Annotated in this window: 13 protein-coding genes; 11 read left to right on the forward strand and 2 right to left on the reverse strand. The window is 43.8% G+C overall.

The features are described from left to right. The first annotated feature begins 468 nt into the window (after positions 1–468). The 5 genes from AAEO50_RS20185 (at position 469) to AAEO50_RS20205 (ending at position 4,479) form a co-directional block, all read left to right on the forward strand. On the forward strand, positions 469–1,245 hold the full coding sequence (locus AAEO50_RS20185) for a transporter substrate-binding domain-containing protein (RefSeq protein ID WP_341986160.1): 777 nt from the start codon (positions 469–471) through the stop codon (positions 1,243–1,245). 106 nt (positions 1,246–1,351) lie between these two features. Further along, a complete protein-coding gene (locus AAEO50_RS20190; RefSeq protein ID WP_175990850.1) occupies positions 1,352–1,999 on the forward strand; it encodes an amino acid ABC transporter permease in 648 nt (215 codons plus the stop codon). A gap of 20 nt (positions 2,000–2,019) precedes the next feature. After that, the gene (locus AAEO50_RS20195) at positions 2,020–2,754 is read left to right on the forward strand and encodes an amino acid ABC transporter ATP-binding protein (RefSeq protein ID WP_341986161.1); all 735 of its coding nucleotides are present in this window, start codon (positions 2,020–2,022) and stop codon (positions 2,752–2,754) included. Positions 2,755–2,922: 168 nt separating this feature from the next. Further along, positions 2,923–3,846: a DMT family transporter gene (locus tag AAEO50_RS20200; protein WP_341986163.1), complete on the forward strand. Its 924-nt coding sequence runs from the start codon at positions 2,923–2,925 to the stop codon at positions 3,844–3,846. Between the two features lie 75 nt (positions 3,847–3,921). After that, the gene (locus AAEO50_RS20205; protein ID WP_341986164.1) at positions 3,922–4,479 is read left to right on the forward strand and encodes a cysteine dioxygenase family protein; all 558 of its coding nucleotides are present in this window, start codon (positions 3,922–3,924) and stop codon (positions 4,477–4,479) included. 112 nt (positions 4,480–4,591) lie between these two features. Here the strand turns inward: AAEO50_RS20205 and AAEO50_RS20210 are convergent, their stop codons facing one another. Next, positions 4,592–5,077 carry a LiaI-LiaF-like domain-containing protein gene (locus AAEO50_RS20210; protein WP_341986165.1) on the reverse strand — a complete coding sequence of 162 codons (486 nt, stop codon included), beginning with the start codon at positions 5,075–5,077 and terminating at the stop codon, positions 4,592–4,594. Between the two features lie 425 nt (positions 5,078–5,502). Here AAEO50_RS20210 and hemA point away from each other — a divergent pair, with 425 nt between their 5' ends. From hemA to hemL, 6 genes are read left to right on the forward strand one after another with little or no spacing between them, the layout of a single operon-like run. Further along, entirely contained in the window at positions 5,503–6,855 is a 1,353-nt protein-coding gene (gene hemA, locus AAEO50_RS20215; protein WP_341986166.1) for a glutamyl-tRNA reductase, read from the forward strand. A 15-nt stretch (positions 6,856–6,870) separates the two neighbouring features. Further along, the gene (locus tag AAEO50_RS20220) at positions 6,871–7,704 is read left to right on the forward strand and encodes a cytochrome c biogenesis protein (protein WP_341986167.1); all 834 of its coding nucleotides are present in this window, start codon (positions 6,871–6,873) and stop codon (positions 7,702–7,704) included. Between the two features lie 17 nt (positions 7,705–7,721). Beyond that, on the forward strand, positions 7,722–8,654 hold the full coding sequence (gene hemC / locus AAEO50_RS20225) for a hydroxymethylbilane synthase (protein WP_341986168.1): 933 nt from the start codon (positions 7,722–7,724) through the stop codon (positions 8,652–8,654). Then, on the forward strand, positions 8,654–9,451 hold the full coding sequence (locus tag AAEO50_RS20230; RefSeq protein WP_341986169.1) for a uroporphyrinogen-III synthase: 798 nt from the start codon (positions 8,654–8,656) through the stop codon (positions 9,449–9,451). The genes hemC and AAEO50_RS20230 overlap by 1 nt, the downstream gene beginning before the upstream one ends. 27 nt (positions 9,452–9,478) lie before the next feature. Beyond that, positions 9,479–10,453: a porphobilinogen synthase gene (gene hemB, locus AAEO50_RS20235; protein ID WP_341986170.1), complete on the forward strand. Its 975-nt coding sequence runs from the start codon at positions 9,479–9,481 to the stop codon at positions 10,451–10,453. Between the two features lie 45 nt (positions 10,454–10,498). Beyond that, positions 10,499–11,791, forward strand: coding sequence for a glutamate-1-semialdehyde 2,1-aminomutase (gene hemL, locus AAEO50_RS20240; RefSeq protein ID WP_341986171.1), 1,293 nt, complete (start codon positions 10,499–10,501; stop codon positions 11,789–11,791). A gap of 20 nt (positions 11,792–11,811) precedes the next feature. Here the strand turns inward: hemL and AAEO50_RS20245 are convergent. Further along, positions 11,812–12,047, reverse strand: a 236-nt coding sequence (locus AAEO50_RS20245) for a hypothetical protein (protein WP_341986172.1), incomplete at its 5' end; no start/stop codon positions are given.

A 12,047-nucleotide genomic window follows, 5' to 3' on the forward strand; every position in this document is an offset into this window, starting at 1 on the left:
CAACTCGTCCAAGAAGGCAAAGAACGCCTTCGTGGTCGATTTGCCTTATGCCACACGCCTCTGAGCAAAGCCCTTCCGCTTTTCTTCCCGCAGGCCTGCCGAGGAGGCTCACGGGCTACCCGCGGAGAGCGAAGTCTTGCACGGAAACCAACAGCGGTGTAACACAGTCATCAACTCTATGACTAATAAAAAAGAACTGCTTCAGTAGTGAAAGACAAACTATTGAAGCAGTTCTTTTTTGTATTAGCGTCTGTAAAAGGGAGTAAGTACCTAAGTGTATAGAGGGATATACAGGATTTGAAAGGAATATGACGCATACATGTCCATTTGAAAGGTCAGTGAACGTCACCTTTAATTATGCGCAATTATAAATAATTATAAGGGTATTTGAATTTTGAGAATTTTCTCTTTTGTTGATACAATTATGAAAGATATAAATTAATACATACCAAAGGGGGACTTCAAAGAGTGAAGAAATTGACAGGATTATTAGTATTGGTATTAGTGCTTATCCTTTCCGCATGCGGCGGTAAAGCGACAACGGAAAGCGGAGCAAAACTCGTGGAAGATGGAAAACTGATTTATGCAGCTTCAGGGGAATTTAAGCCATTCAGTGTAACGGAGGACGACGGTTCGATGTCCGGATTTGATATCGAGGTGGCCGAAGCTGTTGCCAAGGAATTGGGTCTTGAACCTGAACAGAAGAAATTTAAGTTTGCCGGAATCGTTGAAGGTGTTAAGTCAGGCCGATTCGATGTAGCGGTAGCAAGTCATACGATCACGGAAGACCGTTTGAAGGAAGTGGATTTCTCTACTCCATATTACTACTCTGGGCCACAAATTTTCGTTCGGCCGGACAGTTCGGTAGAAACGCTTTCTGACCTTGAAGGGAAAGAAATTGCGGTTTCCAAAGGTTCTACTTATGCAGATACTGCGAAGGAAGTAACAGACAGCATCCAGCAATATGATAGTGATGTAGTCGCACTTGAAGCGTTAAATAAAGGAAAGCATGATGCAGTCATCACAGACTTCATCACTGGTAAAGAAGCGATTTCTTCAGGCTTGAAGGTTGAAGCGCGTGAACTGATCGGCCGCAGTGAACAGGCGATCGCTGTCGGTAAAGAGAATGAAGCACTGCTTGAAGACATCAACAAAGCTCTGGAAAAACTCAGAGAAGATGGAACGCTTAAGAAAATCAGTGAAAAGTACTTTAATACAGACATCACAACAGACCCGGAAGAGTAAGCGCAGCATGATGGAAAGCGAATGTGCTACGTGTGCACATTCGCTTTTTTTATCTCATGCCTGCTTGGTCTAAAGACACCGCAAATAGTTGAATGGAGGGACATTCATGCATTTTCTCGAAACCTTTGCAGATACATATGACATTTTTTTAAAAGGGATGCTGTTAACATTCCAATTGACGATCGTTTCCGTACTGATCGCCATTGTAATCGGACTATTTTTTGCATTTTTAAAGATTTCCAAAGTGAAGCCGCTGGAGCTTCTGGCTGATTTATATATCTTCGTCGTCCGGGGGACACCGTTGATCGTACAGATCTTCATTTTCTATTTTGGATTGACTGCCCTGCACATTTCAGGATTCTGGTCAGTCGTATTAGGCCTTGCCTTCCATAACGGGGCGTATATTGCGGAAATCTTCAGGGGGGCCATTCAATCCATCGACCGCGGTCAAATGGAAGCGGGCCGTTCCCTTGGGATGTCCAACGGGTTGACAATGAGAAGGATCATATTGCCGCAGGCCTTCAGAAGAGCACTGCCGCCATTGGGTAATCAGTTTATCATCGCTTTAAAGGATTCATCTCTTGCTTCCTTTATCGGTATGTTTGAGCTCTTTAGTGTCGCGACGACCTTGGGCTCAAATAATTTCGACTATATGACGTACCTGTTGATCGTTGCAGTCTATTACCTGGTTCTTGTCCTGGTATTCTCAACGATTGTGAACATTATCGAAAAGCGTATGTCTGTCAGTGATTAAATCGATACGGAGGGATGAATATGAGTCAGGAAATGATCAAGGTTGAAAAATTAAATAAATCCTTCGGGGACTTGCATGTGCTGAAGGATATCGATATGAGTGTAAGGGAAAGTGAGGTTGTCTGCTTGATTGGTGCCAGTGGATCAGGCAAAAGCACCTTGCTTCGCTGCCTGAACTTCCTGGAACTGAAGGATAATGGCAAAGTGATTTTTGAAGGGGAAGAAGTGAATCAGGAAACAAATGATTTAAATAAGATCCGTCAAAAAGTGGGAATGGTATTTCAGCACTTCTACCTTTTTCCACATATGACTGTATTGGAAAACGTAATGGAAGCGCCTGTTCACGTCAAGAGGGTACCGAAAGCAGAAGCGAAAAAGAATGCTAAGGAATTACTGAAAAAGGTGGGATTGGAAGAAAAAGAAAATGTATATCCTTCAAAACTTTCAGGAGGGCAGAAGCAGCGTGTCGCCATCGCAAGGGCCCTTGCCATGAAGCCGGATATCATGCTGTTTGATGAACCTACATCCGCACTCGACCCTGAACTGGTCGGCGAAGTGCTGGCTACAATGAAAGAACTTGCCCTTGAGGGAATGACAATGGTCGTCGTCACCCACGAAATGGGATTTGCCCGAGAAGTAGGAGATCGCGTCGTTTATATGCATGACGGGAGAATTGTGGAAGAAGGATACCCGAAAGAAATGTTCTCCAATCCTAAACAACAAAGAACGAAAGAATTTTTGGACTCTGTACTATAACGCGATTGAAGAGAAGCGCCTCAATTAAATTGAGGCGCTTTTTGTATGAGATGAAACAAGTCTGATCCCTGCCACATGGAGTATCGGACTTAGATGACCGCTTCTTCCTCTTTCTCTCATTTTCTAATTGGACATGCATAAGATGGTATAAATACCTGAAAGGAAATAATGAATATGAATAAGGCAACTATCGCCGCATCTTTCTACGCAGCGATTTCAATTAGTTTCTGGGGGATTTCGTTTGTATCAACCAAAGCTGTAGTCGATACCATTGAGCCCTATACCCTTCTCGCACTCCGGTTTGCGATCGGTGCACTATTTTTATTAGCAGTACTCGTCATAAAACGTTATCCTTTGACCCTTCCACTACGCTATATCCCGCATGTGATTGTGCTTTCTGTATTGGGGGTTTTTATACATCAGGTCATACAGGCAACAGCCTTATTATCCATAGATGCATCTGCTGCCGGATGGATGATATCTTTTTCACCTGTCTTCACTGTCATCCTGTCGATGCTTTTTTTACATGAAAAAATGACGTGGCTCCGGTCGGCGGGTATGCTTATTGCCATCATCGGGGTATTGATGGTGACAAGTGCAAGAAGCGGACAGTCTCCGGGTTTTGAAGTGAATTTCGGCTATATACTGATGGTCCTCAGCACGTTGAATTGGGCTGTATATTCCGTCTTGTTGAAAAGATTGAGAGTTCCTTTGCCTTCGCTCATCGTCACTTTTTATATGAGTCTGCTTGGATGTCTGTTGAGCATCCCATTTCTGCTGAGGAACAGGGGGTGGGAAAACATGGATTTCCTTACTAATACAGAATGGGCACATATATTGTTTCTTGGGATTTTTGTCTCAGGTGTCGGATATTGGTATTGGGCAAAAGCACTTGAAGTGATGGAAGCATCAAGGGTTTCTATGTTTCTTTATTTGGAGCCGCTGGTCACGTTCATTGCGGCAGTCCTTCTGCTCCATGAAAAGATTCTTTTCATAAGTATATTGGGAGGAATCATAATCATATTAGGAGTGATCATGGTGAATGGTCAATTGGTGTCCGTTATTCGCCGCGTCATTTGGGCAAGGAAGTAATCATGTTCACCTTGGAGAAGGAGCAGTATGCAGGAGATTCAGTTCAAGCCATCTATGTCTGAGAGGAGAATATCTATGACATTGAATGAACGTAATGTGAGTATTTTGGATGGGATAAAGTCCCCTTCCGCACTGCAGCTGAAGGAAGCACTGGAATCGTTGGAAATCAGTCTTGAAGATTTGAAGCCGTTTCTTCAGTCACCGGAAGGAAAACCATATTACCGCCGCTTATTGTATCAGAATGAAGAGGCAGAGCTGCTGGTCATGAATTGGTCGGACATCGAATGCTCCCCGCATGATCACGGGAATTCTTTAGGGTGGATCAGAGTAATGGATGGAGGGGCACTGAATACAGTCTATGAAGTGAAGGATGGTCTTCTGCCGAGAGAGTTATTTACTCGAACCTATCAAAAAGGTTCATTCTTTTTTGCCCCGAAAAGGGGAATTCATAAAATGCAGAGGGGAGACGGTGAAAATCTTGTCACGCTGCATTTGTATGCACCCCCTATAAAAGGAATGAAGGTTTTTGATTTGGAAACATGCGCAGCATGTGTCGTTTCCAATGAATGTGGTGCATGGTGGCCGGACCATCAAAAACAAAAATTAAAGGATATCAGAGTGAGAAAGTATTGAGGGAGGATCCATTGATGTTGCAGCCTGCATGTCCCCTCCCCTTAGCAATGAAAGATCCGCCGCTAAAGTGATCGAATAAGAGCAGGCCGGGATGTTAATGACGGATAAAGCACTATTTTTTTCTTATGAATAAGAGGTATACGCCAATCGCAATGATGAAAATCGGCCAGAACTCCCAAGCTGAACCGACGCTACCCTCAATGAGCCCAAGCCAGCCGGCTGCTTTATCAGAGAATAGGAGAATAATAGACAGGCCGAGAAAAAGGATGCCATGGAACAAGCCGTTTCTTGTCTTCTGGTAACGCAGTAAAAAACCTAGTGCTATGATCAGAATGAAGGTCCCCATATGATCAGGCCAAATCTCCAATTTATTCACCACGTGAAAATGAAGTCCGAAGCCGACAAGGATGGTCCCCGGAAGTATGGCTTCATTTTCACGCCCCCTATATCCCTGCCCGAGAAATGCGATCCCTACGATGATTAGAAGTGTAGGCCATGTGAAAAAATGCTGAAATAAGACAATGTTCGCCTGCTGAAGATAAAAGTATAATCCGAATCCTATCAAGATTAAACCAGGGAAAATTCTTTGCTGTTTCATGTTATTCCTCCATTAAAGCAGTATTTCTGTGTACAAGCCCGGTACAAAGGAAGCTCTATATGAATTAAACCATATTCTCCTAAATACAGAGTGAGGATTAAGGTTTATTTTAGCGGGATTGAGGAAAAATGAAAGATAAGAGCTTTCCTCATACTATATACGCCGAAAATAGTGTGAATCCTTTCCATTACTTGATTCTTTCAGCTTGTTTTGTTAACCTACATTAGTAGGAAATGTCGAATTTTAAGAGAAATGAAATGGTTTTCAATGTTGAGACTGTGAATGTTCAACAATTGTTGTTGATTTTTATATGGTACAACATTACATGACCATGTTTCAATTTCTGTTCACATTTACGGACAAAGGTTCCTTGATGGACATGTTATAATAAAGGTAATGATTTTATTGGGGGTGTAGTGCATAGCATGTATACGATTGTCGTTGGTTTAAATTATAAAACGGCCCCTGTCGAGATTCGTGAGCGTTTATCATTTAATGAAACTGATCTGCCATTTGCTATGAGAGCATTGAAGGAAAAGAAAAGCATTCTGGAGAATGTGATCGTTTCCACTTGTAATAGAACGGAAGTATATGCAGTAGTCGATCAGCTTCATACAGGTCGTTATTATATAAAAGATTTTTTATCACAATGGTTTGATATAGATAAAGAGGAGTTCACCCCGTATTTGTTCATTTATGAACAAGAAGGAGCGGTCGAACACCTTTTTAAAGTGTCTTGCGGTTTGAATTCAATGGTCCTTGGTGAAACGCAGATACTCGGCCAGATCCGCACAAGTTTTCTCACTGCACAGGAAGCTGGAACAACAGGAACGGTATTCAATCATTTGTTCAAGCAGGCTGTGACTGTGGCGAAAAAAGCTCATTCGGAAACGGAAATCGGTTCAAATGCCGTATCTGTCAGCTATGCAGCGGTCGAACTTGCCAAAAAGGTATTTGGCAGCCTTGAAAACAAGCATGTACTGATTCTTGGTGCAGGTAAAATGGGTGAGCTCGCGATCAAGAACTTACATGGCAGCGGTGCAACGAAGGTAACCGTCATCAACCGTACGTTTGAGAAAGCGCAGACCCTGGCCGACCGGTTCGAAGGAAAGGCAAAGACCCTTCAGGAACTGCAATGTGCACTCGTGGAAGCGGATATCCTGATCAGTTCCACCGGTGCAAAGGACTTTGTCATTTCGAAAGAGACGATGTCTTTCGTGGAACGCATGCGTAAAGGGCGCCCGCTCTTCATGGTTGATATTGCCGTTCCCCGCGACCTTGACCCTTCCATCGGCGAATTAGAGAGTGTTTTCCTCTATGACATCGATGACTTGGAAGGAATCGTCCAAGCCAATCTTGCTGAGCGTAAAAAAGCAGCAGAACAGATTGAACTGATGATTGAAGCTGAGATTGTTGCGTTTAAAGACTGGTTGAATATGCTTGGGGTTGTTCCTGTCATCTCGGCGCTGAGACAAAAAGCATTATCAATTCAGGCTGACACGATGGAAAGCATCGAGCGCAAAATGCCGAACTTGACTGACAGAGAGCGGAAAGTATTGAGCAAACATACGAAGAGCATCATCAATCAATTGCTGAAAGACCCGATTTCACAAGCAAAAGAACTTGCTGCCCTGCCTGATGCAGAAGATAAATTGGATTTATTCATTTCCATCTTCAACATCGAACAACAAGTGCAGGAACAGACACAACTGAAAGCAGCCAATGAAAAGAGTGAGAGTCAAAAGAATTTCACTCCACAACCTTCTTTTCATGCGTAAGTGAGGTTATTGTCTATGTTTGAACAAACGATGACTAGGCTGCACGAACTGATGATTGTTCTGTATGCTATTAGTATTCTGTTTTACTTTATAGATTTCTTAAACAAAAACCGGAAGGCAAATCTGTTTGCCTTCTGGTTACTTGCAATTGTTTGGGTCCTTCAAACAATTTTTTTATTTCTTTACATGATCAATACCGGCAGGTTCCCAGTCCTCACGATTTTTGAGGGGCTTTATTTTTATGCCTGGGTATTGATTACCCTGTCGCTGGTGATCAACCGGCTGCTCCGGGTGGACTTTACCGTCTTTTTCACCAATGTACTGGGATTCATCATCATGGCCATTCATACCTTCGCACCTGTGCAGGTGGAATCGCAGGCGATGGCGGAACAATTGGTATCAGAGCTCCTTCTGATCCATATCACGATGGCGATACTGTCGTACGGCGCATTTTCGTTGTCCTTTGTATTCTCTCTGCTCTATCTGCTGCAGTTCAAACTGCTGAAAGAGAAAAAGTGGGGGCAGAGGCTGTGGAGAATCAGTGACTTGTCCAAACTAGAGAAGATTTCCTATATCCTAAATTCGATTGGGGTCGCGATGCTTCTTCTCAGTCTGATTCTGGGGATGCAATGGGCCTTTATTAAATTACCAAACTTCATTTTGTATGACCCGAAAATTATAGGATCATTCATTCTATTAATTTTATACAGTACTTACTTATATCTGCGAATAAAGAAGAATGTATTCGGTAAATCGTTAGCAATGCTTAATGTAGCGGCTTTCTTGATCATCTTGATCAATTTCTTCTTGGGGAGCCGGCTTTCATCCTTTCATTTCTGGTATTCATAAGCTTTCAGGAGGTTATTATGAGAAAAATCATTGTAGGATCTAGACGCAGCAAATTAGCACTTACACAAACAAATTGGGTGATCGATCAGCTGAAGGCAATCGACCCCTCTTACGAATTTGAAGTAAAAGAAATCGTGACAAAAGGCGACCAAATCCTGGATGTCACTCTTTCCAAGGTAGGCGGAAAAGGCTTGTTTGTAAAAGAAATCGAGCAGGCCATGCTGGATAAAGAAATCGATATGGCTGTCCACAGCATGAAGGATATGCCGGCTGTATTGCCAGAAGGGCTTACGATCGGATGTATACCAGAACGTGAAGATCACCGTGATGCGTTCATCAGTAAAAATCATGTTGCACTGAAGGATCTTCCTTCCGGGGCGATTGTCGGTACAAGCAGCTTGCGAAGAGGTGCACAAATTCTATCCGTGCGTCCCGACCTCGAAATCAAATGGATCCGGGGCAATATCGACACACGTCTTTCAAAGCTTAAAAATGAAGACTATGATGCCATCATCCTTGCTGCTGCAGGGCTTTCACGCATGGGCTGGACAAGTGACGTCGTGACTGAATTTCTTGATCCGGATCTTTGTCTTCCAGCAGTCGGTCAGGGAGCACTTTCAATCGAGTGCCGTGAAGATGATGAAGAGCTTTTGGAGTTATTGAATCAATTCTCTGATGAAGAAACAACGCTTACGGTGACGGCAGAAAGAGCGTTCCTGCATAAAATGGAAGGCGGCTGCCAGGTGCCGATTGCAGGATATGCAGAGGTTAAAGACAATGGTGAAGTGGCGCTGACAGGTCTTGTGGCATCTCCGGACGGGCGCACGATTTATAAAGAATATATGACAGGGTCGAATCCTCAGAATGTCGGTGAAAAAGTGGCGGAAAGCCTTACCGGGCAAGGTGCCAAAGCTCTCATTGACAGAGTGAAAGAGGAGCTTGATCAATAATGAACGGTGAAAAGCCTTTAGAACAAATAAAGGTACTCATCACCAGGGGAAAAGAGGGAGCCAATGAATTGAGCTCCCTTATTGAAGGCAAGGGAGGGATTCCTATAGTGACTCCCCTTCTTGACTTCAAATCATATGATGATCCATCCGAAAACTCGTTCTTATCATCATTACATAATTATGAATGGATCGTTTTCACCAGTAAAAATGGTGTTGCATTTTTTCTTGATAAATTAAAGGATCACAACATAAAAACAGAAACACTCTCTGCCATCAAATATGCTGCAGTCGGGACAAAAACAGAAAAGTTCTGTGAAAAGCATGGTCTGCCCGTTTCATTCGTGCCTGATGATTTTACGGGTGATGATTTTGTCCATCAGTTCATTTCTGAACAGAAGCCTGCAGGAAATGTCTTGATTCCTAAAGGAAATCTGGCGCGGAATGTCATTGCCAATGAACTTACCGAAGCTGAGGTCAACTGTGATGAGTGGATCGTATACGAAACGGTTTTACCACCTGAAAACATCATAAAGCTCAAGGAAGTAATTTCAGAAGGAAGAGTCGATATCTTGACCTTCACCAGTTCCTCGACCGTCCATCATTTTATGAAGGTAATCGACAGTTTTTCCCTGCACGGGAACATCAGGAACCTTCCGGCGGCGTGTATCGGCCCTCTCACCAAACAGACGGCAGAAGAGTACGGATTACATGTAAAAATATGTCCAAACACGTATACTGTAGATGAAATGGTCACAGAAATCATACAGTATGCTGCTGCAGCCAAAGATAAACCATGATCATACCTATCTATTGGAGGTTTTTAAATGAAAGACTTAACGTTTAATCGCCATCGCCGTTTAAGACAGTCAGAAAATATCCGTTCATTGGTAAGGGAAACACATCTTAGAAAAGAAGATTTGATCTATCCTTTATTCGTTGTAGAAGGAGAAAATATCCGGAATGCAGTATCTTCGATGCCGGGTGTATTCCACATTTCAATGGATAACCTGAAAGCTGAATTGGATGAAATCGTTTCATTGGGAATCAAATCGATCATCCTATTCGGTGTGCCTGCCGAAAAAGATGAGCTCGGAAAACAGGCTTATCATGAGCATGGAATCGTTCAAAGAGCGACACGCTTTGTGAAAGAACTCTACCCTGAAATGGTTGTCATCGCAGACACTTGTCTATGTCAGTATACAAGCCATGGTCACTGCGGGATTGTAAAAGAAGGAAAAATCCTGAACGACCCGACCCTTGACCTGCTTGCAAAAACAGCAGTCAGCCAAGCGGAAGCGGGAGCGGATATCATTGCCCCTTCGAATATGATGGACGGCTTTGTCTCTGCGATCCGTCACGGTTTGGATGAAGCCGGGTTTACAGAAGTGCCGATCATGTCATATGCAGTCAAGTATTCTTCAAGCTTCTACGGACCATTCCGTGATGCGGCTCATTCCACACCTCAATTCGGTGATAGAAGAACGTACCAAATGGATCCGGCAAACCGACTGGAAGCTTTGCGGGAAGCACAATCCGATATCGAAGAAGGAGCAGACTTCCTGATCGTGAAACCGGCTCTTTCATACATGGATATCATGAGAGAAGTGAAGGACCGTTTCAACGCACCTGTTGTTGCCTATAATGTAAGTGGGGAATACAGCATGGTCAAAGCTGCTGCAGAAAACGGTTGGATCAACGAACAGGAAATCGTGATGGAGAAACTGACGAGCATGAAGCGTGCAGGGGCAGACCTGATTATCACGTACTTCGCAAAAGACGTAGCAGGCTGGCTGTCCTAATAACCAGTTCAACATTCCTGAATATCTTTAAAGGAGGAAATCGAATTGCGTTCATTTGAAAAATCACAAGAAGCGTTTCAAGAAGCAAAGAAGTTAATGCCAGGCGGAGTAAACAGCCCGGTTCGTGCATTTAAATCAGTCAAAATGGATCCCATTTTCATGGAAAGAGGAAAAGGATCCAAGATCTATGATATCGACGGAAATGAATACATCGATTATGTACTTTCGTGGGGACCTCTCATCCTCGGTCACAGCAATGACCGTGTGGTGGAAGCGATCAAGAAGGTGGCAGAAAGCGGGACAAGCTTTGGTGCACCGACTGAAATCGAAAATAAACTGGCTCAATTGGTCATCGACCGTGTCCCGAGCATCGAAATCGTGCGCATGGTTTCTTCTGGAACGGAAGCAACGATGAGTGCACTTCGTCTTGCACGCGGGTATACAGGCCGGAATAAAATCATCAAATTCGAAGGCTGCTATCACGGCCACGGCGATTCATTGCTGATCAAAGCCGGTTCCGGTGTAGCAACCCTTGGTCTGCCTGACAGTCCGGGAGTACCTGAGGGAGTCGCGAAAAATACGATCACCGTCCCATATAATGATCTTGAAAGCATCCGTTATGCATTCGAGCAATATGGTGACGATATTGCAGGAGTGATCGTAGAACCGGTTGCCGGGAATATGGGAGTCGTTCCTCCTCAACCTGGTTTCCTTGAAGGATTGCGTGAGATTACTGAACAGCACGGTTCACTATTGATCTTTGATGAAGTCATGACTGGTTTCCGTGTAGGGTATGGCTGTGCTCAAGGGTACTTCAATGTGACTCCGGATTTGACTTGTCTAGGAAAAGTGATCGGCGGAGGACTGCCTGTAGGAGCGTATGGCGGAAAAGCCGAAATCATGGAACAGATTGCACCGAGCGGGCCGATCTATCAAGCGGGGACACTGTCAGGTAATCCGTTGGCGATGACGGCCGGTTATGAAACGCTCATTCAATTGACACCTGAAAGCTACGAAGAATTCGGGCGCAAAGCGGACCTTCTTGAAGAAGGCCTGAAGAATGCGGCTGAAAAATATGGAATCCCTCATACGATCAACCGTGCAGGCTCGATGGTCGGATTATTCTTCACAAATGAAGAAGTGAAGAACTATGAAGGGGCAAAATCCTCTGATTTAGAAATGTTCGCTGATTATTACCGCGAAATGGCAAACGAAGGAGTATTCCTACCGCCTTCCCAATTCGAAGGACTCTTCCTATCCACTGCCCACAGCGACGAAGATATCACTAAGACAATCGAAGCTGCAGAAAAAGCATTTGAGAAAATCAGTAAGAAATGATGATATGAGAAAGCTGACCTTTATATGTGAAGGTCGGCTTTTTTAATGAGAAAAGAGTTCGGGGAAATTGTCAATACCAGCAATGAAATAAATATAATATTTGAAAGGAAGATTTTAAAAATCATGAAATAATGCTTCTTTGTAGGAATTCTATCCAGCTTTTGATTGGAGTGGAAGACGAAGACTCCTGCGGGAGAAGTGGCCAATGTGAGACCCCGCAGGCGAAGCCGAGGAGGCTCACGGGTCACCCGCGGAA

It is taken from the genome of Rossellomorea oryzaecorticis, assembly GCF_038405515.1.
Taxonomy (GTDB): domain Bacteria; phylum Bacillota; class Bacilli; order Bacillales; family Bacillaceae_B; genus Rossellomorea; species Rossellomorea oryzaecorticis_A.

Excerpts from the sequence above, each read along its gene's own strand:
- AAEO50_RS20190 (WP_175990850.1), top strand. The coding sequence starts at position 1,352 with ATGCATTTTCTCGAAACCTTTGCAGATACATATGACATTTTTTTAAAA.
- AAEO50_RS20195 (WP_341986161.1), top strand. The coding sequence starts at position 2,020 with ATGAGTCAGGAAATGATCAAGGTTGAAAAATTAAATAAATCCTTCGGG.
- AAEO50_RS20200 (WP_341986163.1), top strand. The coding sequence starts at position 2,923 with ATGAATATGAATAAGGCAACTATCGCCGCATCTTTCTACGCAGCGATT.
- AAEO50_RS20205 (WP_341986164.1), top strand. The coding sequence starts at position 3,922 with ATGACATTGAATGAACGTAATGTGAGTATTTTGGATGGGATAAAGTCC.
- AAEO50_RS20210 (WP_341986165.1), bottom strand. The coding sequence starts at position 5,077 with ATGAAACAGCAAAGAATTTTCCCTGGTTTAATCTTGATAGGATTCGGA.
- hemA (WP_341986166.1), top strand. The coding sequence starts at position 5,503 with ATGTATACGATTGTCGTTGGTTTAAATTATAAAACGGCCCCTGTCGAG.
- AAEO50_RS20220 (WP_341986167.1), top strand. The coding sequence starts at position 6,871 with ATGTTTGAACAAACGATGACTAGGCTGCACGAACTGATGATTGTTCTG.
- hemC (WP_341986168.1), top strand. The coding sequence starts at position 7,722 with ATGAGAAAAATCATTGTAGGATCTAGACGCAGCAAATTAGCACTTACA.
- AAEO50_RS20230 (WP_341986169.1), top strand. The coding sequence starts at position 8,654 with ATGAACGGTGAAAAGCCTTTAGAACAAATAAAGGTACTCATCACCAGG.
- hemB (WP_341986170.1), top strand. The coding sequence starts at position 9,479 with ATGAAAGACTTAACGTTTAATCGCCATCGCCGTTTAAGACAGTCAGAA.